This is a genomic window from Actinophytocola sp., from assembly GCF_035712165.1.
Taxonomy (GTDB): Bacteria; Actinomycetota; Actinomycetes; order Mycobacteriales; family Pseudonocardiaceae; genus DASYTH01.
Genome location: NZ_DASTBH010000348.1, coordinates 1 through 23,124, shown reverse-complemented (window position 1 = coordinate 23,124; position 23,124 = coordinate 1). Strand labels below are relative to the sequence as shown.

At 70.7% G+C, this 23,124-nt stretch carries 20 protein-coding genes; 10 read left to right on the top strand and 10 right to left on the bottom strand.

Features of this window, described 5'->3' with window-relative positions; all coding sequences use genetic code 11:
- On the bottom strand, positions 1 to 631 hold a 631-nt coding region (locus VFO68_RS19470), incomplete at its 3' end, for a Kelch repeat-containing protein (protein ID WP_414635531.1).
- 36 nt (positions 632 to 667) lie between these two features.
- On the bottom strand, positions 668 to 2,083 hold the full coding sequence (locus VFO68_RS19465; RefSeq protein ID WP_325159752.1) for a PLP-dependent aminotransferase family protein: 1,416 nt from the start codon (positions 2,081 to 2,083) through the stop codon (positions 668 to 670).
- Positions 2,084 to 2,129: 46 nt separating this feature from the next.
- On the opposite strand from VFO68_RS19465, the gene VFO68_RS19460 reads away from it, so the two are divergent.
- Both VFO68_RS19460 and VFO68_RS19455 read left to right on the top strand, forming a co-directional pair.
- A complete protein-coding gene (locus VFO68_RS19460) occupies positions 2,130 to 3,464 on the top strand; it encodes an FAD-binding oxidoreductase (RefSeq protein ID WP_325159751.1) in 1,335 nt (444 codons plus the stop codon).
- 10 nt (positions 3,465 to 3,474) lie between these two features.
- Complete coding sequence (locus tag VFO68_RS19455; RefSeq protein WP_325159750.1) at positions 3,475 to 4,023, top strand: dihydrofolate reductase family protein; 549 nt, start codon at positions 3,475 to 3,477, stop codon at positions 4,021 to 4,023.
- A gap of 77 nt (positions 4,024 to 4,100) precedes the next feature.
- Here VFO68_RS19455 and VFO68_RS19450 read toward each other — a convergent pair whose 3' ends face one another.
- From VFO68_RS19450 to VFO68_RS19440, 3 genes are all read right to left on the bottom strand, one after another.
- A complete protein-coding gene (locus tag VFO68_RS19450) occupies positions 4,101 to 5,756 on the bottom strand; it encodes a hypothetical protein (RefSeq protein WP_325159749.1) in 1,656 nt (551 codons plus the stop codon).
- 89 nt (positions 5,757 to 5,845) lie between these two features.
- Entirely contained in the window at positions 5,846 to 6,730 is an 885-nt protein-coding gene (locus VFO68_RS19445; RefSeq protein WP_325159748.1) for a carbohydrate ABC transporter permease, read from the bottom strand.
- Positions 6,727 to 7,668, bottom strand: a complete 942-nt coding sequence (locus tag VFO68_RS19440; protein ID WP_325159747.1) for an ABC transporter permease — start codon at positions 7,666 to 7,668, stop codon at positions 6,727 to 6,729. Before VFO68_RS19440 ends, VFO68_RS19445 begins: the two co-directional genes overlap by 4 nt.
- Positions 7,669 to 7,920: 252 nt before the next feature.
- Here VFO68_RS19440 and VFO68_RS19435 point away from each other — a divergent pair, with 252 nt between their 5' ends.
- From VFO68_RS19435 to VFO68_RS19420, 4 genes are all read left to right on the top strand, one after another.
- Positions 7,921 to 10,320 (top strand): glycoside hydrolase family 3 N-terminal domain-containing protein, encoded by a 2,400-nt coding sequence (locus VFO68_RS19435; protein ID WP_325159746.1) that lies wholly within the window; start codon positions 7,921 to 7,923, stop codon positions 10,318 to 10,320.
- Positions 10,317 to 11,423 (top strand): Gfo/Idh/MocA family oxidoreductase, encoded by a 1,107-nt coding sequence (locus tag VFO68_RS19430; protein WP_325159745.1) that lies wholly within the window; start codon positions 10,317 to 10,319, stop codon positions 11,421 to 11,423. The genes VFO68_RS19435 and VFO68_RS19430 overlap by 4 nt, the downstream gene beginning before the upstream one ends.
- Positions 11,420 to 12,358, top strand: coding sequence for a PmoA family protein (locus VFO68_RS19425; protein WP_325159744.1), 939 nt, complete (start codon positions 11,420 to 11,422; stop codon positions 12,356 to 12,358). The genes VFO68_RS19430 and VFO68_RS19425 overlap by 4 nt, the downstream gene beginning before the upstream one ends.
- A gap of 206 nt (positions 12,359 to 12,564) precedes the next feature.
- Positions 12,565 to 13,923: a hypothetical protein gene (locus VFO68_RS19420; protein ID WP_325159743.1), complete on the top strand. Its 1,359-nt coding sequence runs from the start codon at positions 12,565 to 12,567 to the stop codon at positions 13,921 to 13,923.
- 58 nt (positions 13,924 to 13,981) lie between these two features.
- On the opposite strand, the gene VFO68_RS19415 is transcribed toward VFO68_RS19420, so the two are convergent.
- The 3 genes from VFO68_RS19415 to VFO68_RS19405 are packed head-to-tail and all read right to left on the bottom strand — an operon-like array spanning position 13,982 to position 15,210.
- On the bottom strand, positions 13,982 to 14,425 hold the full coding sequence (locus VFO68_RS19415) for an SRPBCC domain-containing protein (protein ID WP_325159742.1): 444 nt from the start codon (positions 14,423 to 14,425) through the stop codon (positions 13,982 to 13,984).
- Between the two features lie 3 nt (positions 14,426 to 14,428).
- Complete coding sequence (locus VFO68_RS19410; protein WP_325159741.1) at positions 14,429 to 14,770, bottom strand: metalloregulator ArsR/SmtB family transcription factor; 342 nt, start codon at positions 14,768 to 14,770, stop codon at positions 14,429 to 14,431.
- Positions 14,767 to 15,210, bottom strand: a complete 444-nt coding sequence (locus VFO68_RS19405; protein WP_325159740.1) for an SRPBCC domain-containing protein — start codon at positions 15,208 to 15,210, stop codon at positions 14,767 to 14,769. Before VFO68_RS19405 ends, VFO68_RS19410 begins: the two co-directional genes overlap by 4 nt.
- A gap of 121 nt (positions 15,211 to 15,331) precedes the next feature.
- Between VFO68_RS19405 and VFO68_RS19400 the strand changes: the two genes are divergently transcribed.
- Positions 15,332 to 15,964 (top strand): class I SAM-dependent methyltransferase, encoded by a 633-nt coding sequence (locus tag VFO68_RS19400; protein ID WP_325159739.1) that lies wholly within the window; start codon positions 15,332 to 15,334, stop codon positions 15,962 to 15,964.
- Between the two features lie 31 nt (positions 15,965 to 15,995).
- Positions 15,996 to 16,412, top strand: coding sequence for a VOC family protein (locus tag VFO68_RS19395; protein WP_325159738.1), 417 nt, complete (start codon positions 15,996 to 15,998; stop codon positions 16,410 to 16,412).
- A 25-nt stretch (positions 16,413 to 16,437) separates the two neighbouring features.
- On the opposite strand, the gene VFO68_RS19390 is transcribed toward VFO68_RS19395, so the two are convergent.
- Positions 16,438 to 17,661, bottom strand: coding sequence for an FAD-binding protein (locus VFO68_RS19390; RefSeq protein WP_325159737.1), 1,224 nt, complete (start codon positions 17,659 to 17,661; stop codon positions 16,438 to 16,440).
- A 105-nt stretch (positions 17,662 to 17,766) separates the two neighbouring features.
- Between VFO68_RS19390 and VFO68_RS19385 the strand changes: the two genes are divergently transcribed.
- On the top strand, positions 17,767 to 20,856 hold the full coding sequence (locus tag VFO68_RS19385) for a UvrD-helicase domain-containing protein (RefSeq protein ID WP_325159736.1): 3,090 nt from the start codon (positions 17,767 to 17,769) through the stop codon (positions 20,854 to 20,856).
- An 8-nt stretch (positions 20,857 to 20,864) separates the two neighbouring features.
- Here the strand turns inward: VFO68_RS19385 and VFO68_RS19380 are convergent, their stop codons facing one another.
- A complete protein-coding gene (locus VFO68_RS19380) occupies positions 20,865 to 21,953 on the bottom strand; it encodes a cellulose binding domain-containing protein (RefSeq protein WP_325159735.1) in 1,089 nt (362 codons plus the stop codon).
- 102 nt (positions 21,954 to 22,055) lie between these two features.
- Between VFO68_RS19380 and VFO68_RS19375 the strand changes: the two genes are divergently transcribed.
- The coding region (locus VFO68_RS19375; RefSeq protein ID WP_325159734.1) for an alpha-amylase family glycosyl hydrolase at positions 22,056 to 23,124 on the top strand (1,069 nt) is incomplete at its 3' end.

Genomic DNA, 23,124 nt, shown 5'->3' with positions numbered 1-23,124 from the left:
GGCCCTGGCGGCCGGCGAGGAACCAGGTCGTGCCGGCGCCGTCGGAGGCCGCGGCGAGGTGTTCCCGTCGCAGGCTCAGCGCGCCGAGGCGGTTCCACCGGCCGTCCCGCAGTTGGAAGACGTCGTCGGCCAGCCCGGCGGGGCCCACTCCGCCGGCGTAGAGCAGCCGGCTGCCGTCCCAGGCCAGCGCGCCGGCGGCCCGGGGCTCGGGCAGCGCCGGCCCGTCGGTCCAGGACCCGGTCGCCGAGTCGATCATTCGGACCGCCGCGGTGGGTGCGTGGCCGGAGCCCGCTTCCACGTAACCGCCGACGACCCACAGCCGGCTGCCGTCGCCGGCCGCGGCGGTGTGGTGCAGACCCTGCGGTAGCGCGGGTCCCGGACTCCACCGGTCCCCGGCCGGGTCGTAGATCATCACCTCGGGCGCCGGCTTGCCCGAGTCCGGCATGCCGCCCAGGACCCAGATCCGGCCGCCCAGGGACGCCGCGGCCACCTCGGTGCGGGCCATCGGCGCCGCCGCCCGCTGCGACCACTGGTCCGCGGCCGGCGGAGCGGTCGGCGCGGCGCTCTGCGGCGCCGGCTCGGAGCACGCGGCAAGCGCGAGAACGACGGTGCCAAGCCAGAGTCGACGCACGGCGTCAAGCATAGGAATCACCTCGTGGGGTCTTGGTCAGGACTCCGGGCGCAACTCGTCGAGCACCTCGCCGATCAACGCCACCCCGTCCACAATGGACGACTCACTCAGCGCGGAGTAGCCGAAGATCAGCCCGCCGGGGCCGGCGCTGGACAGGCGATACGGGGTGACGCCGTGGACGGCCACGCCGCGCCGGGCGGCGGCCGCGACCACGGTGGCCTCGTCCAGATCCGGCGGGAGCCAGGCGACCAGGTGCAGGCCGGCGGCGATTCCCGCCGGCCGCAACAGCGGCGCCCGGTCGCGCAGTGCGGTGAGCAGCAGGTCGCGGCGGCGGCGGTAGATCGGACGCATGCGGCGCAGGTGCCGGTCGAACTCGCCGCGGGTCAGGAAGTCGGCGAACACGAGTTGGTCCAGCGCGGGGGAGCCGCGATCGGCGGTGATCTTGGCCGCCGCCACCGCATCGACCAGACCGCCCGGGACCACCAGCCAACCCAGCCGCAGCCCGGGCGCGAGGGTCTTGCTGGCCGAGCCCGCGTACACCACCGAGTCCGGGGCGAGGCCCTGGATGGCACCGATCGGCGCGCGGTCGTAGCGGTACTCGGCGTCGTAGTCGTCCTCGATGACCACCGCCCCGCGCCGCGTGGCCCACCGCAGCACCGCGGCCCGGGACTCGGCGGACAGCACACCACCGGTGGGCCACTGATGCGACGGAGTCAGCACGAGGGCGTCGGCGTCGGTGCGTTCGAGCGCGTCGACCCGGATCCCGTCCTCGCCGACCGGAACCCCGACCACCGAGAGCCCGGCGGCGGCGGCCACCGGCCGGGCGTCGTCGTCGGCCGACGGGTCCTCGACCGCCAGCCGCCGGGCTCCCGACCCGGCCAGCACCCCGATGATGAGCGCGATGCCCTGGGCGTACCCGTTGACGATCACCACGTGGTCCGGGTCGACCGAGGCGCCGCGCACCCGGTTGAGGTAGTCGGCCAGCGCCTGGCGCAGTTCCGGCATGCCGCGCCCGCTGAGGTAGAGAAACCGCTCGTTGGGAGCGTCGGCGAGCACCCTGCGGATCGAGCGCAACCACGCGCTGCGGGGGAAGTTGGACACGTCGGATCGGCCGTAACCGAAGTCGATCAACGGCGGGCGCACCGGGGCGGCCGGTTCCGCCGGCACGGCCGGCTCCGACCCGATCGCGACCTCGGTGTACCCACCGGTGCGGCTGGTGAGGTACCCCTCGGCGACCAGCTGCTGGTAGGCCTCGACGACCACGCCCCGGGACACCCCGAGGTCGGCTGCCAGTGCTCTGGTCGGCGGCAGCGGCGTGCCGACCCGCAGCCGCCCGGATCGGATCGCCTCCCGGATCGACCCCTCGATCTGGCGGTGCAGCGCGTCGCCGCCGTCCCGCTGAAGATCGATCAGCAGGGCTGCGACGCGCGAATTGGACCTGGTATCGGCCATCGAATCGGACCTTATCGCAGTACCGATTCGCTGTCAGGCTTCTGCCATGACCACAGCGAACAGGATCGGCCGGCTGGACGGCCAGTTGCTCCGCCCCGGCGACGCCGGCTACGACGAGTCCCGCACCGTGTGGAACGGCATGATCGACCGCCGGCCGCGGATGATCGTCCGGGCGGCCGGCGTGGCCGACGTGGTGACCGCCGTGCGGACCGCCCGCGACCTCGACCTGGAGCTCGGGGTGCGGTGCGGCGGACACAGCGGCATGGGCTTCGCCGTCCCGCAGGACGGCCTCATGATCGACCTGACGCCGATGGGCGGCGTGCACGTCGACCCCGCCGCCCGGCGCGCCCGGGTCCAGGGCGGCGCGTTGCTCGGCGCGCTGGACCGGGCCGCGCAGCGGCACGGCCTGGCCACCACCGCGGGCAACGTCTCGCACACCGGCGTCGGCGGCCTCACGCTCGGCGGCGGCATGGGCTGGCTGGCTCGCCAGTACGGCCTGGCCTGCGACAACGTGTTGTCCTACACGATGGTCACCGCCGACGGGGACGTGGTACGGGCCAGCCGCGCCGAGCGCCCGGACCTGTTCTGGGGTCTGCGCGGCGGCGGCGGCAACTTCGGCATCGTCACCGAGTTCGAGTTCCGGCTGCACCCGGCCGGCACCCGCGCACTGGTCGCCGAGTACACCTTTCCCTTGGACAAGGCCATTGCGGCGCTCCGGGCGTGGCGCGACCTCAACGCCGAGGCGCCCCGCGAGGCCACCTTCACCGCCGCCATCGGCGCGGACGGCAACGTCGTCCTCGGCTTCGTCTGGGTCGGCGACCCGGTGGGCGCCGGGCGGCTCGCACGCCGGTTCGCGGCGCTCGGCCGGCCGGCCGCCAGCAGCGTCACCGAGATGTCCTATGTGGACCTGCAGTGCCGGGACGACACCGTCGCACGGCACTCGCTGCGCCGCTACGCCAAGGGCCACTACCTCAAGGAGTTCCCGGACGGGGCCATCGAGGCGTTCGTGCACGGCGGCACGTCCGACGGTGGCTTCCGGCCCAACGTCGGCCTGCAGGCCTACGGCGGTGCGATCGCCGACGTGCCGGACGAGGACGCCGCGTTCTCCCATCGCGGGACGCTCTTCGAGTTCGGCACCGGCACCAGTTGGACCGACCCCGCCGAGGACGAGGCGAGAATGACCGCCGCCCGGCGCAGCGCCGCGGCGATGGCGCCGTTCGCCAACGGCGTCTACGTCAACTCGCTGGCCGATGAGGGCGCGGAAGGCGTCCGTCGCGCCTACACCCCGGACAAGCTCGCCCGGCTGGTCGCGCTCAAGGACAGCTACGACCCGCACAACGTGTTCCATCTCAACCAGAACATCCAACCCAGCGTCGGATAGGGAGATCACCATGGGCCGCGTCATCAACTCCACGTTCGTCAGCCTCGACGGCGTCATCAACCACATGGACAAGTGGCATTTCGACTTCGTCGACGACGAGACCAACACCATTGCCCTGGAACAGCTTCAGGCCAGCGAGTCCCTGCTCATGGGCCGCAACACCTACGAGGTCTACGCGAGCGCCTGGCCGACCCGCGACGGCGAACTGGCCGACCGGCTCAACAGCATGCGCAAGTACGTCGCATCCACCACCCTGCAGACGGCGGAGTGGAACAACACCACGGTGCTCGGTTCCGATCTGGTCGAGACGGTGGCCAGGCTGAGGCAGCAACCCGGCGACATCCTGATGCACGGTTACGGCCCGGTCGCCCGAACCCTGCTCGCGCACGGCCTGCTCGACGAGATCTTCCTCTGGGTGCACCCGCACCTGGCCGGCGTCGGCGGTCCCGACGACATGATCTGGGCCGACGGCGTCAACCAACGGCTGCGGCTGCTGAACACCCGCACCCTCGGCTCCGGCCTGGTCACCCTGTCCTACGCGCCGGCCGATGTCTCCTAGAAACCACGAGTGCCACGCGCGGGTCGCCCACAGACCCGGCGTGGCACTCGTAGTTTGGGCCGCAGGCCCAAGTCCGGTCAGCTGTTCTCGCGGGCGAAGGCCTCCTCGAACTCCTTGCGCACCGCGTCGCCCCCGGTGGTGCGCCAGGTCTTGACGGCGTCGTCCCAGGACGAGACCGGCTTGCGGCCGCTGAGGATGTCCTGCTGTGCGTCGTTGATGATCTGGCCGAGCTGGCCCTGCTTGCGCGACCAGGTGTCGGAGTACAGGCCGACACTGGGGTCCCGCACCGACGTGGGGATGATCGACTTCTGGTACTCGTAGGACTTGCGGGTGGCGTCGGCGTTGCCCGGAATGAAGATCACCGATGGGCCGTCGACGATGTAGATGATGCCCAGCGCCGTCTGCGCGACGCCTTCCTGGGTCCGGGCCGGTCCGCCGTTCTTCATGTTGTAGTGCACGCCCTCCACCCCGTAGGCCTTGAACAGGTACTCCTCGGTGCCGAACGGCGCGGCGAACCAGTTGGCCAGCCGGAGCATGTACTTGATCCGGTCCTCGCTGGTCTTCTTGAACGCGGTGAAGTTGTTGGTGGGTTCGGCCTGCCAGGTGCCGGCGAACCCGCCGCCCTGGTAGTTGGGCGGGCGCAGGCCGCTGATCGCGAAGGCCGCTCCGGCGACGTTGTCGGCGTAGAACTGCGGCCACGCGGTGTACCGGTCGCTGATGAACAGCGCCTGGCCCGAGTTGAACCACTTCTTCACCGGCGCGTTGTTCGCCGTGCTGTCCGGGTGGATCGTGCCGGCCTGGTTGAGCGCGGCGGCGTCGGCGAGCGCCTGCTTGGCCGGCTCCATCTCGTAGCCGCTGGTGAACTTGCCGCCGTCCTCCCGCCACCGCCAGGGCAGTTCGAGCGTCTGCCGGATGAAGTCCAGCGGTGCCTGGGCGAACGCCCACCGGCTGGCCTTGGCGTCGGAGACCTGCTTGGCCAGGTCCCGGAGTTCGGCGAAGCTGGCCGGCTGCGGGTTCACGCCGAGTTGGCTGAGGATGTCGTCGCGGCGGAACGTCAGCGTGCCGCCGACGCCGCGCGGCACCGGCACACCGTAGATCCCGCCGTTGTAGCGGCACTGACGCCACGCGGCGGGCGGCAGGTTGGCCAGGAACGGGTACTCCTTGACCGCGTCGCCGGACAGGTACGGGGTCAGGTCGTGGCACTGGGCCTTCAGCCAGGCCGGCAGGTTCGCGATTCCGGACGGCATTCCGTTGGGCAGGAACAGTGCCGGCTCGATGATGTCGGGCAGGTCGCCGCCGGCGACCAGGGTGGCGAACTTGGTGCCCATGTCCGCGGTGGGCACGATGGTCAGCCGCAGGTCCACGTTGAGCCGCTTGTTCAGCGCCTGCCAGAACTGGTTCTGCGCCAGGGCGGGCGGCACCGGGGAGTTGGTCTGCACGAACGCCGAGACCACGCCGCCGTCGCCGGGCGCGGCGTCGAACGCCTTCACCGGCGGCGACGGGTAGTTCAGGAACGCGTCCAGTAGGCCCTGCTCGTTGCCGGGCAGGTCCGCCTTGACCCCTTCGAACCGTTGGTAGGTGGGAAGTTTGAGCCCTTCCGTGGCGGCCGTCGTGTCCTGCGTGGCCCCCGAGCCGCAGGCGGCGAGGACGCCCGGCCCGGCCACGCCCAACGCGGCGGTGGCGAGGGTGCCGGACAGGAACCGGCGGCGGTCGATGATCGGTTTGTTGCTCATCGCACAACCTCGCAGGCTCGGTGGTGCGATTCGGACACAGTGTTCATTGATTCGCTCGCAAGCTCGCTCATGGATCTCCTCCGCAGGGTTCAGCCCTTGACCGCGCCGATCAGGACGCCCTTCGTGAAATGCCGCTGCACGAAGGGATAGACGACGAGGATGGGGATGATGGAGAGCACCAGGATGGCCATCTGGACGGCCTCCTGGGGTGGCAGGTCGGCACCGGCGACGCCGAGCTGGTCCACGCCGACCTGGGTCTGGTTCACCACGTAGGTGCGCAGCACGAGCTGCAGCGGCCACATCGAGATGTCGTTGAGGTACAGCAGCGCCGCGAAGAACGCGTTCCAGTACGACACCGCGTAGAACAGCGCGACCACGGCCAGCACGCCCTTGCTCAACGGCAGCACGATCCGCCACAGGATGGCGAGGTCGCCCGCCCCGTCGATGCGAGCGCTGTCGATCACCTCCTCGGGCAGGTCCATGAAGAAGGCGCGTAGGATGATCACGTTGAACGCGTTGATCATCACCGGCAGGATGAGCGACCAGTAGGTGTCGATCAGACCGAGGCTCTTGACCATCAGATAGGCCGGGATGATGCCCGGGGTGAACAGCAGCGCGAACAGCACGATCATCAGGAACGGCTTGGCGGCGAACGATCCGCGCCGGCTCAGGCCGTAGGCCAGCAGGGTGGTGGCGGCCAGGCTGAGCGCGGTGCCGGTGATCGTGACGAACAGGCTGACCATGGTGGCCCGGGTGACCACTCCGCCGGACAGGATCGCCTGGTAGGCGGCGAAGCTGACCTCGTCGGGCAGGAAGACCATGCCGCCGGACCTGGTCACCTGCTCGCGGGTGGCGAGGCTGGTGGACACCACGGTGATGAACGGCACGATCACCACCGCGCAGCAGACGAACAGCACCAGACCCTTGGCGGCGCGGGCGGGGACGCTCGGCGGATGCATGCCGGGTGCGGTCATGACTGGTACACCCCTCGCTCGCCGAAGCGGTGGGCCAGCCGGTTCGCGCCGAGCACCAGCAACAACCCGACCAGGCCCTTGACCATGCCGACCGCGGCGCTTGGGCCCCACTCCCCGGCCAGGATCCCGTTGTTGTAGACGTAGGTGTCCAGCACCTCGCTGGCGTCCGCGCCGACCGCCTGCTGCTGCAGGAGAATCTGCTCGAAGCCGACCGACAGCGAGTCGCCGAGCCGCAGGATCAGCAGCAGGATGATCAGGCTGCGCAGCCCGGGCAGCGTGACGTGCCACAGCTGCCGCCAGCGCCCGGCGCCGTCGACCGCGGACGCCTCGTAGAGCGTGCCGTCGATCCGGGCCAGCGCGGCGAGGAACAGGATGGTGGCCCAGCCGGCGTCCTTCCACAGCACCTGGCCGGTTACCAGGGCCTTGAACGCGTCGGGGTTGCCGATGATGCTGACCGTGCCGATGTCGACGTCGCGCATGACGTTGTTGAGCAGTCCGGCGTCGCCGAGCATGTACTGGAAGATCGCCACGACGATCACCCAGGACAGGAAGTGCGGCAGGTAGAGCACGCTCTGCACGACCCGCTTGATCCGTTCCGACATCAGGCTGTGCAGCAGCAGGGCGAGCGCGATCGGCGCCGGGAACACCACGAGCACCTGGAGCAGCGTGATGATCACGGTGTTGGTCAGCGCGTTGACGAACTGCGGGTCGCCGTTGACGATCACCGCGAAGTTGGTCAGGCCGACCCACGGGCTCGCCAGGATGCCGACGTAGGGCTGGTAGTCCTTGAACGCGATGACGTTGCCGAGCAGCGGCAGGTAGTGGAACAGGATCAGCGAGACGATCCCCGGCAGGGCGAGCAACACCAGGACCTTGTCCTGGCCCAGCCGCTGCCGCCAGGTCAGGCGCCGCCGGGCGGGGACCGGGGACCGGGTCACCGGTCGGGGTCGGGTGGGCTCGGCCACCGCCTGAGAGAGGCGCGCCAACGCTGGCCCTTCCGCAATAGTTTCGAAAATTACGGGATCCAGCCTGCAGGCTACGACCAGGCAAAAAACCGGTCAACCCCTTGATGAAAGGGCTTTCCGCGGACTACGTTTGGGCTCATCTGTGGCGGTCCGTGTAGGCAAAACTTCCGGAAGAGCACCGAAACGATGCGCAGTGATGAGGGCCAAAACGGCGGACCTCCCGGCATGGCGGGCGAGAAGTCCGTGCTGGTGACGGGAGAGCTGGAGCCGTGGCAGGACCGCGGCCTGTCCCCGACGGACCGGGTGACCGATCTGGTCGGCCGAATGACGCTGGCCGAGAAGGTCGCGCAGCTGTACGGGATCTGGGCCGGCGTGCCGGAGGACGGCGACGACGTGGCGCCCTTCCAGCACGAGCTGATCCAGCCCGACCTGGCCTGGCCGCAGCTGATCAAGCTCGGCCTCGGGCAGCTCACCCGCCCGTTCGGCAGCGCCCCGGTGGACCCGGCCGTTGGCGCGATGGCGCTGGCCCGGCTGCAGGGCGAGATCCTCACCGCCGGCCGGTTCCGGATCCCGGCGATCGTGCACGAGGAGTGCCTGACCGGGTTCATGACCTGGACCGCGACGGTCTACCCGACGCCGCTCGCCTGGGGTTCGGCGTTCAACCCGGACCTGGTGCAGCGGATGGCCGCCGAGATCGGCCAGGCGATGCGCAGCGTCGGCGTGCACCAGGGCATGGCGCCCGTGCTGGACGTCAACCGGGATCCGCGCTGGGGACGCACCGAGGAGACCATCGGCGAGGACCCCTACCTGGTCGCCACGATCGGCGCCGGCTACGTGCGCGGGCTGCAGTCGGCCGGCGTGATCGCCACCCTCAAGCACTTCGCCGGGCACGCCGACTCCCGGGCCGGCCGGAACATGGCGCCGGTCGGCGTCGGCCCGCGTGAGCTGGCCGATGTGCACCTGCCGCCGTTCCTGCTCGGCGTGCGGGCCGGCGCGGGCTCGGTCATGCACTCCTACTCCGAGGTCGACGGCGTGCCACCGGCGGCCGATCCGGACCTGCTCACCGGGCTGCTGCGGACCACCTGGGGCTTCGACGGCACCGTGGTGTCCGACTATTTCGGCGTGCGGTTCCTGCAGTCGCTGCACCACGTGGCCGGCGACTCGGCCGACGCGGCCGGGCTGGCGCTGGCCGCCGGGGTGGACGTCGAGCTGCCGAACGTGGACTGTTTCGGCGACCCGCTCCTGGCCGCGGTGCGCGACGGCGCGATCCCGGGACAGCTCATCGACCAGGCGGTCACCCGGGTGCTGCTGCAGAAATGCGAGCTCGGCCTGCTCGACCCGGACTGGCGACCGGTTCCGCCCGCACTGGACGCCGTGATCAGCGCGGACGGCCACGACTCGCGGGACCTGCGCGGCAGCCTGGACCTCGACCCGCCGCACGCCCGCCGGCTGGCCCGCGCGCTGGCCGAGGAGTCGGTGGTGCTGCTGACCAACGACGGCGCCCTGCCGCTGCGGCCGGACGCGCGGATCGCGCTGGTCGGGCCGCAGGCGGACAGCATCGCGGCGATGCTCGGCTGCTACACCTTCCCCAGCCACGTCGGCATCCAGCATCCCGGCGTGCCGCTCGGCATCCAGATCCCGACGCTGCTGGAAGCCCTGGCCGACGAGCTGCCCAACACGCCGATCGAGCACGTGGTGGGCTGTGACGTCAACAGTGACGACAAGTCGGGCATCCCCGCCGCGGTCGCCGCCGCCGAGTCGGCCGAGGTGTGCGTGGTGGCGCTGGGCGACCGGGCCGGGCTGTTCGGCCGCGGCACCTCCGGTGAGGGGTGCGACGCCGAGGACCTGCACCTGCCCGGCGCGCAGGAGGACCTGCTCACCGCCCTGCTGGACACCGCGACGCCGGTCGTGCTGGTGCTGCTGTCCGGCCGGCCCTACGCCCTCGGCGCGTTCGTCGACCGGGTGGCCGCGGTGCTGCAGTGCTTCTTCCCCGGCGAGGAGGGCGGACCGGCGGTGTCGGCGGTGCTCGCCGGGCGGGTGAACCCGTCCGGCCGGCTGCCGATCGGCCTGCCCCGGCACGGCCGCGGTCAGCCGGTGACCTACCTCGTCCCGCCGCTGGCCCAGCGCAGCGAGCTCACCCACGTCGACCCCACCCCGCTGTTCCCGTTCGGGCACGGCCGGTCCTACACCGAGTTCAGCTGGACCGACGTCGAGGTCGACGGGCGCGCGCAGCAACCGGGGGACCACGCGGTGACCGGGACCGACGGGTCGGTCACCGTGTCGGTGTCGGTGCGCAACACCGGGACCATGGCCGGAGCCGAGGTCGTCCAGCTCTACCTGCACGACCCGGTGGCCCAGGTGACCCGCCCGACGGTGCGGCTGATCGGGTACGCCAAGGTCGAGCTGGAGCCGGGGGAGGAGCGGCGGGTGGGGTTCACCGTGCACGCCGACCTGTCCGCGTTCACCGGGCGGCGTGGCCAGACCGTCGTCGAGGCCGGGGATCTGGAGCTGCGGCTGTCCGCGTCCAGCGCGGCGCCGCGTCATGTGGTGGGCCTGCGCCTGGTCGGTCCGGAGCGGGTGCTGGACCACCGGCGCCGGCTCACCGCGGACGTGAGTGTCCATTGAGGACGTTCGAGGTCGCCGTCGTCGGCACCGGAGGGATCGCCTCGGTGCAGGCCGAGGGTCTCCGCAAGCTCGACGGCCGGGCCCGGATCGTCGCGGTGGCCGACGTGGACACCGAGCGGCTGACCGCGTTCGCCGACACCTGGTCGGTGACCCGCCGCTACACCGAGCTGGATACGTTGCTGGACAACGAGTCCCCGGACGTGATCCACCTGTGCACCCCGCCCTGGCTGCACCGTGAGCAGGCGGTGCGCTGCCTGTCCCGGGGGCACACCGTGCTGTGCGAGAAGCCGCCCGCGCTGAGCCTGGCCGAACTGGCTGCGATCGGTTCGGCCGAGGCGAGCGGCGGCGGCCGGTTCGCCACGGTGTTCCAGCACCGGTTCGGCGGCGGCGCCCGGTCGGCCCGGCGGCTGGTCGGTGACGCCCGGCTGGGCCGGCCGCTGACCGCCGTGTGCAACACGCTGTGGCTGCGCACCGACGACTACTTCGCCGTGCCGTGGCGCGGCCGGTGGGAGACCGAGGGCGGCGGACCCACCATGGGGCACGGGATCCACCAGTTCGATCTCCTGCTGTGGTTGCTCGGACCGTGGCGCCAGGTGGTCGCGGTGGCCAGCCGGATGGCGCGGGCCACGGCGACCGAGGATCTGTCCTGCGCCATCGTCACGTTCGACAACGGCGCGGTGGCGACCGTGGTGAACAGCCTGCTTTCCCCACGGCAGACCAGTTATCTGCGGCTCGACTTCGAGCACGCCACCGTGGAACTGGAACACCTGTACCACTACGGGGACTCGAACTGGACGGTGACCCCGGCGCCCGGGCACGAGGAGGCGGTGACCGGCGCCTGGGCGGAGGGGCTGACCGGCCGGCCGAGCGGGCACGCCGCCCAGTTCGCCGCGGTGTTCGACGCGCTGGAGTCCGGTGCGCCGCCGCCGGTGACGATCGCCGACACCCGGGCGACCATGGAACTGGCGGCGGCGATCTACGCCTCGTCGTTCACCGGAGCGCCGGTGACCCGGGGCGACATCGGCCCCGCTTCACCGTTCTACAGCCGGATGGACGGCACCGGCGCGCCCTGGGGGCCGCAGCCGGTCGGGGGCCGGGCATGATCGAGGAGCCGCCGGTCACCGGTTTGCACCTGCTGCACGAGCACGGGCGGTCGCTGCGGATCACCCATGACGGCCGGGATCTGCTGCGCTACGTCTACCGGCCATGGGACCCCCGGCTGGAGTCGCCCCGGCCGTACTTCCATCCGGTCTACACCCTCGGCGGCGACCTGGTGACCCTCTACCGCCCGCACGACCATGTGTGGCACAAGGGCATCTCGTGGTCGCTGCCCAACGTCGGCCCGGCGAACTTCTGGGGCGGCGTGACCTACACCCGGGGCGGGGGCTACCAGCAACTGCCCAACAACGGCGCGATGCGCCACCGCGACTTCTACCGGCTCGACGCCTCCGAAGTGTCCGTCCACATCGGACAGCGACTGGACTGGGTGACCGAGGCGGGGGCGACCTGGTTCGCCGAGCACCGCCGGTTCACCGTCAGCCTGGACGCGGCCGGCACCGCGTGGATTCTGTCGTTCGGCACCGCGCTGACCAACCTGACCGACCGGGAGATCCGGATCGGCAGTCCCACAACGGAAGGCCGGCCCAACGCCGGCTACGGCGGCCTGTTCTGGCGCGGTCCCCGGTCGTTCTCCGGCGGCCGGGTGCACGCTCCCGGCGTCAGCGGCGCCGACGACCTGATGGGCATCCGCGCCCCGTGGCTCGCCTTCACCGGCCGGCACGACGACCACGGCCGCCACTCCACCCTGGTTTTCGTTGACTCGCCGGACAACCCCGGCCACCCCACCCAGTGGTTCGTCCGCTCGGAGATCTTCGCCTGCCTGTGCCCGGCCCCGTTCTTCAGCGCCGAGGTTCCCATCGCCCCCGGCGACTCCCTCGGCCTCCGCTACGCGATCCTCATCGCCGACGGCGACCCCGCGCCGGCCACCCTCGAACTGCTCGCCAAATCCGCCCTCGCCACCCTCACCAACCACACCTGACGCCGGCCAAACCGCCGAGAATGCGCCCACTGGCACGCTTTGGCAAGCGCCTGTACCGCCACGCGGAACACCATTCCGTTGCCCGCAATTAGCGGCGAAAAGTAGTGTTCCGCTGGGCGGTACGCGCGCTGGCGATCAACCCCCGACCGGGTGTCTTCTCCACGAACCCCTTGAGCACGCAAAGGGATTTTGCGAGGAGGCACCGAATGAGACGCATATTTGGTCAGCGATTGCTGGGCGCGGCCACGGCACTCGTGGCCGCGATCGGCTTCGCGCTTGTGTCCGCGACGCCGAGTTGGGCGGCGGCCCCACCCAACGACGACTTCGCCAACGCCGAAATCCACTCCAGCTCGTTCACCGACAGCGTGGACACCACCGACGCCGGTCAGGAAGCCGGCAGCGGCGAGACACTGGAGAACGGCTGCTTCTCGGACAAGATCGGCAACACGGTGTGGTATGGGCTGACCATCAGTTCCGGCACCGACGTCACGATCAGTACAGCCGGGTCGGACTTCGACACGACCCTGGCCGTCTTCACCGGGACCGGCTTGGAGTCGCTGTCCCAGGTCGACTGCAACGACGACGCCACGCCACCTCCGCTGGTGGTCACGTCATACCTGGAGTTCGAGGCGAGTTCGTCGACCACGTACTGGATCCAGGTCGGCGGCGTCCTCGGTGACGAGTCCGGTGATCTGGAGATCGCCGTGACAATTCCGGGTGCGGATGTATCGGTGTCGGTGGTGGATTCGGCCGATCCGGTGTCGGTGGGTGGTTCGCCGTACACCTACACGGTGTCGGTGGCCAACGGCGGACCCCTTGGGGCGACCGGGGTTTCGGTGTCCACCAGCCTGTCCGGGGCCTCCGGTGCGGCGTGGACGGTCAACTCGGCCACCCCGTCGCAGGGGTCGTGCTCGGGCACCGCGCCGGTGTCGTGCTCGCTGGGCAGCATCGCCGCCTCGGGTGGGGCAACGGTGCTGATCTCGGTGACGCCGTCGGCGACCGGGACGATCACCGCCACCTCGACGGTGTCGGCCAACGAGTCCGACCCGTCGTCGGGCAACAACACCGACGCGGAGTCCACCACGGTGAACAACGCGCTGGGGTGCACGATCATCGGCACCTCGGGCAACAACACGCTCAATGGCACCAGCGGCAACGATGTGATCTGCGGGCTGGGTGGCAACGACACGATCGATGGCGGCAACGGCGATGATGTGATCTACGCCGGTGACGGTGACGACGCGGTGGGTGGCGGCAACGGCTCCGACACCATCTACGGGCAGGCCGGCAACGACGACAACGACGGTGAGACGCTGCTCGGGTCCCTGCTGCATCTGTTCGACAACGGCAACGACACCATCAACGGTGGTCCCGGCAACGACACCCTCGACGGCCAGAACGGCAACGACACGCTGGTCGACGAGGACGGCACCGACGACCTGTCCGGCAACGTCGGCAACGACAGCATCGACGTCCAGGACGGCGCCGGCGGCGACACCGCCAACGGCGGGCTGGGCACCGACAGCTGCAGCGTGGACGGCGGCGACTCCAGCAGCGGCTGCTGAACCATCCGCTCCGCACCGGGCCGCGGGACAACCGCGGCCCGGTGACGGCGTATCCGCGTCAGTTCCAGTTGTCGATCTTGACGTCGTGCGGGTCGGGCGCGCCCTTTCCGGTTTCGATCAGGGACTTCAGGCTCATCAGGTAGACCGCCCACTTGGTGCTGCAGTGGTGCATGAACTCCACCGGCTCCTTCCAGCCCTCGTGCTTGAAGAGAACACGGGTGTAGCCGTCGTCCTGGTTCAGGTTCCAGTCCACGTGCGTGCCGATCCACTCGTCGGGTCCGCCGATCACCTCCCAGCGCACGTGTTTGCCGGGGTCGAGGTCGAGGACCTTCATGTCGAACCCGCCGGGACCGAACCGGAACTGGATCTCACCGCCGAGGGCGTCGCCGTCGCCCCGGGTATCGGTCGTCCACCAGCCGGAAAGTCCCTCCACGGAGGTCAGGGCCGCGTAGACCGGAGCCGCGGGCGACTTGATTCCGACACTGTGCAGGATGTCCACCATTGTCTATTCCTCTCTTTTCTGCCGTTGAATGGCCTCGGCGATCCGCTTGATCCGCCGCAGCCGGGCGTCCCAGGCCGCGCCCACCGCGGACAGTTGGCTCACCGCCCGCGCGAGTTGTGCCTCGTCCACCCGGTACCTCCGCTCCCGCCCGGCGGGCGTGCCGTGGACCAGGCCGACGCGGTCGAGCACGCCGAGATGTTTCGCGATCGCCTGCCGGGTCACCGGCAACCGCTCGCTGAGGCTGGTGGCCGTGCCGTCGCCGTCGGCCAGCAGCAGGTCGAGCATCCGCCGCCGGGTCGGATCCCCGACCGCGGACCACAGGTCGTCGTCGACGGCGGCGGTCACCGGCTGGACACCAGCCGCGCGAGGTAGTCCCCGAGCCGGGGAAGGTAGGTGTCCCAACCGATGCAGTGCTCCTGGTACTGCTCGGCCAGCAGGGCGGCCGACCAGCCCTTCTCCCGGAACCCGGTCTCGGTGAGCCGAATCGTGGTGCCGCGGCCCGACGGCGTGAGCTCGAAGGTGATCAGCAGCGCGTCGGCCGGGTCGTCGTCGGGATAGCACCAGCGGAACGAGAACAGCCGGGGTGGCTGCGCCTGCACCACGGTCATCGGCACGACCTGGGCCCGCTCACCCCAGACCAGCTCGCCGACCGCGCCGGGGGTCGTGTCGAACTCGGCGTCGTCGGTCCACCACTGCGAGATGTGCTCCGGGCTGCTGACCACCTCGAAGACCACCTCGGGCGAGGCGTCCACGTGGATCTCCCGTTCGATGCTGCCGTACTCCATGCGGCTCCTCCATGCGCAACGTTTGGTTGCGTATCACGCTAGCCGTGCGGCCGCCATCGCGCAACCATCGGTTGCGTGCCACGATGGCGGTGGCGAGATCACGCTCGGGAAGGAGGCGGCGGTGTCAGATCCGTTCGGTGGCCGGCACCCGACCAACGAGGAACGGCGAATGGGCCGGCCATGGGACGAGTCGTACCAGGGCGGCCCCGCACCGTGGGACATCGGCGACCCGCAGCCCGCGGTGGTTCGGGTGGCCGACGCGGGCGGGTTCACCGGCCCGGTACTCGACGCGGGCTGCGGAACCGGCGAGAACACCCTGCACATCGCCGCGCTGGGACTGCCCGTGCTGGGCGTCGACGTCGCCCAGACGGCGCTGGCCATGGCCCGGGCGAAAGCCGCGGAACGCGGACTCCGGGCCGAGTTCGCCCAAGCCGACGCGTTCCAGTTGGACCGCCTGGACCGCACCTTCGCCACGGTGCTGGACTGCGGCCTGTTCCACACCTTCGACGCCGACGAGCGCCCCCGCTACGCGGCGAGCCTGGCGTCGGTCACCGCCCCCGGCGCGAACCTCTACCTGTTGTGCTTCAGCGACACCGGCCCCGACACCGGCCCGCACCCGATCACCCAGGACGACCTTCGCGCCGCCTTCACCACCGGATGGACGATCGTCACCATCACCGCCGACCGCGTCCACACCAGATTCCACGACGCACACGGCGCACCGGCCTGGTTCGCGACCATCAAACGGATCTAGGCCCCCTGCAGCCGCGGGATACGATCGGACCATGGCGCACCGGATAGATCTCACGCTCGACTGCGCGGATGCGCCCAAGCTGGCGGAGTTCTGGAAGCTCGCCCTGGGCTACATCGACGAACCGCCGCCGGCGCCCTACCGGACCAGGCAGGAGTGGCTGGCTCAGTTCGACCTCCCGGACGACGACGGTGGTGGGGCGTGGCTGTGCGACCCGGAGGGCCGCGGCCCACGGCTATCCCTGATCGATGTGCCCGAGCCGAAGGTCGTCAAGAACCGGATGCACATCGACATCCGGGTGGCGGGTGAGGGCACGTCCGAGGAGCGCTGGGCCCGGATCACCGGGCACGCGGAGCTGCTGACGGCGGCCGGTGCGACCGTGCTGTGGGTGACCGACGGCCACCATGTCACGATGGCCGACCCCGAAGGCAACGAGTTCGACGTCTGCTGATCGGTTCTCGGCATGCGCCCCGGGGTCAGCCCAGGACGTGGCGCTCGAGGAACTCGTTGCGGAATTTTCCGGCGGGATCGTAGCGGTCGGCCAGGCGGTGGAAGTCGGGCAATCGTTCGTACTGTCCACGCTGGACATCGTGGAAGACCTTGCCCCAGTGGGGGCGCGGATCGAACGGGGCCAGGGCCTGCTCGACGGCGGCGACGACGGGGAGGACCGCGGCGGTGTCGTCGATCCAGGTGAAGTGGAAGGCGACCGAGTCGCGGCCATAGCAGGGGCTCAGCCACAGGTCGTCCGCGGCGATGCCGCGGATCTCGGAGATCTGCAGGACCGGCGCGATCCGGTCGCGAATGTCATCCAGGGCTTGGAAGGCGTCGAAGGCGCGGGCGCGGGGGACGAAGAACTCCGACTGTAGTTCCGCGCCGCTGCTCGGGGTGAACTCGAGGCGGAAGTGCGGCAGCCGGTGGTGCCAGGGGCCGGGCACGCCGAGTTGTTCGGTGCAGTTCGCGGTCGGCATGCCGGGCACCGGATGGCGGGGACCGTCGGCCGGGGTGGCGGGCAGCCGGGGCGGCTCGACGGTGCGTTGTTTCACCCAGACCTGGTTGACCACGGGGCCGGTCCAGTCGGTGAACAGGCTGACGCTGTAGGCCATACCGAGGATGTCGTCGAACCGGTTCGACAGTTCGGCGTGCGGGAGGTTGTCGAACACGTACTGCCGGAGCTCGAAGGCCGGGACGAGGTCGAGGGTCAGGCTGGTGACCACGCCCAGGGCGCCCAGCGCGACCACCATGCCGGACAGGTCCGGGTCGGCCCGGTCGACCGACACGATGTCGCCGCCGGCGGTGACCAGGTCCAGGCCGGACACCGCGGTGGCGAGGTTGCCGTTGCGGATCCCGGAGCCGTGCGTGCCGGTCGCGCACGCGCCGGCGACCGAGATGTGGGGCAGGGAGCCGAGGTTGGGCAGGGCGAACCCGGCGGTGTCCAGCCGGGACGCCAACTCCCCGTAGCGGAGACCGGCCGCGATCCGCACCTGCGCCCGGTCGGTGTCGATCTCCACGGCCGGCGGGAGGCCGGCGACCGAGACCTGTTCGCCCCGGGTGTCGGCGATGCGGTTGAAGGAGTGTGCGGTGCCCAGTGGCCGGAGCCGGTCGGCCCGCGCCACGATCTGTCGAAGCGCTTCGACAGATGGGGGGCGGTGCAGCTCGCGGGCGTTGAAGGTGATGTTGCCGGCCCAGTTCGCCAGGCTCATTCCGCAAACGTACCGGAAGAGCCGGGGCACCCTAGCCGATCAGCGGATGATGCCGGGCGGTGCGGCCACGGAGCCGGGGGAGTGGGCTGTGGCAGGATCTCGCGGGTGCGTTTCCGTGCTGATCTGCACATTCATTCCAAGTACTCCCGGGCCTGCAGCAAGGACTGCGACCTTGAGCATCTGAGCTGGTGGGCTCGGCGCAAGGGGATCACGCTGGTGGGCACCGGCGACTTCACCCACCCCGCCTGGTTCGACCACCTGCGGGAAAACCTCGTCCCGGCCGAGCCGGGACTGTTCCGGCTGCGCGCCGACCTCGACCGGGAGATCACCCGCCGGCTGCCGGCCACCGTGGCCGCCGCCGAGGTCCGGTTCATGCTCTCGGTGGAGATCTCCACCATCTACAAGCGGGCCGAGCGCACCCGCAAGGTGCACCACCTGGTCTACGTCCCCGACTTCGACGCGGCCGCCGAGTTCAACCGCCGGCTGGGCCGGATCGGCAACCTCGGCTCGGACGGCCGCCCCATCCTCGGCCTGGACTCCCGCGACCTGCTGGAGATCACCCTGGAGTCCGGCCAGGACACCTACCTGGTGCCGGCACACGTGTGGACGCCGTGGTTCGCCGTGCTCGGCTCGAAGTCCGGGTTCGACGCGGTCGAGGACTGCTACGCCGACCTCGCCGACCACATCTTCGCGCTGGAGACCGGGCTGTCCAGCGATCCGGCGATGAACTGGCGGGTGTCCGGTCTGGACCGTTACCGCCTGGTGAGCAACTCCGACGCGCACTCGCCGCCGATCCTCGGGCGCGAGGCCACCGTGTTCGACACCGACCTGGACTACTACGCCGTCCTGCGCGCGCTGCGTACCGGCGACGGCCACGCCGGTTCGATCGAGTTCTTCCCCGAGGAGGGGAAGTACCATGTGGACGGTCACCGCAAGTGCGGTGTTCGGCTGGACCCGGCGCAAACCCGCGCCCACAACGGGATCTGTCCGGAGTGTGGCAAGCCGCTCACGATCGGCGTGCTGAGCCGGGTCGAGGAACTGGCCGACCGGCCGCACGGCGTCCGGCCGGACGGCGCCGCCGGGTTCGACAACCTGGTTCCGCTGCCGGAGATCATGAGCGAGATCCTCGGCACCGGACCGAAAAGCAAGACGGTGCTCACCGAGATCGACCGGCTCACCGCCGCTCTCGGTCCGGAGTTGGCGATCCTGCAGGACCTCCCGGTCGACCACATCGAGCCGCACGCGGCGCTGCTCGCCGAGGCGGTGTCCCGGTTGCGCCGAGGAGAGGTGCGTCGCGACGCCGGATACGACGGCGAGTACGGGGTGATCAGGCTGTTCGAGCCGGGTGAGCTCACCCGCGGCGCCCAGGTCCTGTTCGACGACGCGCTGTTCGACCTGCCGGAGCCCGCCGAGCAGACCTGGCAGCCGCGCCCGGCGGCGGAGCCGGCCCCGGCCCGGCCGCCGGTGCCGGCCGCCGAACCGCTGGGCCTGCTCGACGGGCTCGATCCCGAGCAGCGCTCCGCGGCCGAGGTCCCCGGCGGTCCGCTGCTGATCATCGCGGGTCCGGGCACCGGCAAGACCCGCACGCTGACCCATCGCATCGCGCACCTGGTGACCGCTCGCGGCGTGCCGCCGGAGCAGTGCCTGGCGATCACGTTCACCCGCCGGGCGGCCGAGGAGATGTCCGAGCGGCTCGCGACCCTGCTGCCCCGGCAGGCGCACCGGATCACCGTGGCCACGTTCCACGCACTGGGCCTGCGAATCCTGCGCGAGCAGCACGACCGCCTCGGGTTGACCGCCGGCTTCGGCATCGCCGACCCGGTCCAGCAGCACGCCATCGCCACCGAGGTGACCGGCGACGAGCGCGCCGCCCGCAGGCTGCTCGCCGCACGCGGCGCCGAAACCGCCTCCGCCGAACTGGAGCGCTACACCAAGTCGTTGCGGCACAATGATCTGGTCGACTTCGACGATCTGGTGGCGTTGCCGGTCCGGTTGCTGGAGTCGGATCCGGACCTGGTCGCGCACTACCGGGACCGCTACCGCTGGATCTCGGTGGACGAGTACCAGGACGTCGACGAAACTCAGTACCGGTTGCTGCGCGCGCTCGCCCCGCCGTATGGCAACCTCACCGCGATCGGCGACCCGGACCAGGCGATCTACCGGTTCCGCGGCGCCGATGTCGGGTTCTTCCTGCGGTTCCGGCAGGACTTCGACGGCGCCCGCACGATCCCGCTCAGCCGCAACTACCGGTCCAACCCGCACATCCTGACCGCCGCGCTCCAGGCCATCGAGCCCACCACCCTGGTGCCGGACCGGTCGCTGTGGCCGATGGGCCGGCACGGCGACGCCCTGGTCGGCCTGCATCATGCCGCCGACGAGCGGACCGAGGCGGCGTTCGTGGCCCGCCGGGTGGAGCAGTTGCTTGGTGGAGCGTCGTTTCACGCGTTGGACAGCGGCCGGGTGGACGCGGACGGCACGCCCGGCCTCGGCCTGTCCGACTTCGCCGTGCTGTACCGGACCGACCGGCAGGCGCACGCGGTGATGGACGCGCTCACCCAGGCCGGTCTGCCGTTCCAGAAACGCTCGCACGACCGGCTCGCGGACCGGCCCGGCGTGGCCGAGATCGTCGCCGAACTGGGCTATACCCGGGCATCGCCGGTGGCGCAACGGATCCGAGCGGCCGCGGCCACCATCATCGACCGCATTCCACCGTCCGAACAGGACGGCCGGGCCGCGCAGACGCACGCCGCGGTGGACCTGCTCACCCCGCTGGCGCTGCGGTGCGGCGCGGACCTGGCCGCGTTCCGGGCCGAACTGGCGCTCGGGGTCGAGGTGGACACCTGGGACCCGCGCGCCGACCGGATCTCGCTGCTGACCCTGCACGCCGCCAAGGGACTGGAGTTCCCGGTGGTGTTCGTGGTCGGTTGCGAGGACGGCCTGCTGCCGCTGCACTGGCCGGGAAACCCGGCCGACGACGAGCAGGTGTGCGAGGAGCGCCGGCTGCTGTTCGTCGGCATGACCAGAGCGCGCCAGCACCTGTATCTCACCCACGCCGCGCGCCGCACCCGGCGCGGCACACCGGTCGCGGCCACCCGCTCGCCGTTCCTGGCCGACCTCGACACCCGGGTGTGCGAGCAGGTCGGCGAACCGGTGTTCCGCCGCCGGCCGCGCGACGTGCAACTCCGGCTGCTGTAACCGAAACCTCAGCAGACCGGCGTCGGCGTCCAGTTCGCCGGATCGCCGTTGATGATCATCCCGACACTGACCGAGCCGCCGGGCGGGATCGAGCCGTTCCAGTTCAGGTTGCGCAGTGTGAGGTTCTGCCCGCTCTGGCTCATCTCGCTGTTCCAGGACTGGCTGACCGACATTCCGGCACCGAGCGAGAACCGCACGGTCCAGCCGCCGATCGGGCTGGTCCCGGTGTTGCGCACGGTGATCTCCACCTGGAACTGGCCCGGCCACCGGTTCGCCACCCGCACCTCGGCCCGGCAGCCGGGCACGGGGTTCGAGGTCGTGGTGGTCGTCGTGGTGGTGGTCGTCGTCGTGGTCGTGGTGGTCGTCGTGGTGGTGCTGGTGGGCGGCCCGTCACCGAGCGCCGCGACCAGCGCCGGGTACCAGCGGTCGGAGATCTTCTGGTCCCCGGCGCCGTTGGGGTGCACGCCGTCGGTGGTGTCGCCGGCGGTGCTGAACCCGGTCCACTGGTCGACCACGGTGATCGGGGACTGGGCGGTGGTCTTGGACGCTGCCCAGGCCGGGATGGCGTTGTTCAGGTTGACCACCCGCTGCGCGCATTCCGCGCAGTTGCCGGGGTTCATCGGGATGATCTTCGCCACCAGGATCTTCATCGTGGCTTTGCTGGCCCGCATCTGGTCGACCAGCCGGCTGAACGCGGCCAGAATCGTGTCGGGGGACAGGTTGTTCCACACGTCGTTGGTGCCGAAGTGCATCACCACGATGTCCGGCGTGGTCGCCGCCAGCCAGCCCGGAAGCTGGTTCTGGTTGGCCACGCTGGTGGCCAGGAACCCGCCGTGCCCTTCGTTGTCGCCGTCGTAGGGCACACCACAACCCTGCGGCCCGAGCGTTCCGACGAAGTCGATGTTGGTGTGGCCGGTGTTCTGCAGGCGGTTCCACAGCAGCGCCCGCCAGCAGCCGGGCGAGCCGGTGATCGAGTCACCGAGCGGCATGATCCGGATCCCGGCGGCCTGCGCCGACGGGGTCGGGCTGAGGAACAACAGTGCGGTCACGACGGCCACGATCGTGAGCGCTGCGGAGAACACGGCTGGTTTGCGCATGATCGAACTCCACCCTGGGTCGTGCGCCTGATTCTGGGAGCGCTCCCAGAGTAGGTGGCCAGCGGCTGAGCCGAATAGGTCCATCCGTGGCAACTTGGGGAGATGGACGCGGTGAAGTGGTGGCAGCGCGGCATCGTCTACCAGGTCTATCCCCGGTCGTTCCAGGACGGCGACGGCGACGGGACCGGCGACCTGGCCGGGATCACCGCGCGCCTGGACTACCTGAGTGACCTCGGCGTGGACGCGGTCTGGATCTGCCCGTTCTACCCGTCCCCGATGGCCGACTTCGGCTACGACGTCGCCGACCACACCGCGGTCGACCCGCTGTTCGGTTCGCTGGCGGACTTCGACGCGCTGGTCGCGCGGGCGCACCGGCTCGGTCTGCGGGTACTGGTGGACTTCGTGGCCAACCACACCTCGGACCGGCATCCCTGGTTCCTCGCGGCCCGGGCCAGCCGGGACGGCCCGGCCCGGAACTGGTACCTCTGGGCCGATCCCGGCGCGGACGGCGGCCCGCCGAACAACTGGCGCTCGGTGTTCGGCGGCCCGGCGTGGACCCTGGACGAGCCGACCGGACAGTACTACTACCACGCCTACCTGCCCGAGCAGCCGGATCTGAACTGGCGCAACCCGGATGTGCGGCGCGCACAGCTCGACGTGCTGCGGTTCTGGCTGGACCGCGGGGTCGACGGGTTCCGGGTGGATGCCTGCCGCCAGCTCACCAAGGACGACCGGCTACGCGACAACCCGCCGAACCCGGCCTACCACAACGGATTGCCGCCCTACGAGGCGCTGTTGCCGGAGTTCACCGCGGACCGGCCGGAGAACCTGGACATCGTCGCCGAGCTGCGCCGGGTGCTGGACGGCCACCGCGGTGACGACGAGGGCCTGCTGATCGCCGAGCTGTACCTGCCGTTCGACCGGTTGGTCCGCTACTACGGGCGCGCCGGTGACGGGGTGCACCTGCCGGCCAACATGCACCTCATCTCGGCGCCCTACTCCGGCGAGCACATCGCGGCACTGGTCGACAGCTACGAGGCCGCCCTGCCGCCCGGAGCCTGGCCCAACTGGGCGCTGGGCAACCACGACCGCAGCCGGATAGCCACCCGGGTCGGCCCGGCGCGGGCGCGGGTGGCCGCGATGCTGCTGCTCACCCTGCGCGGCACGCCGA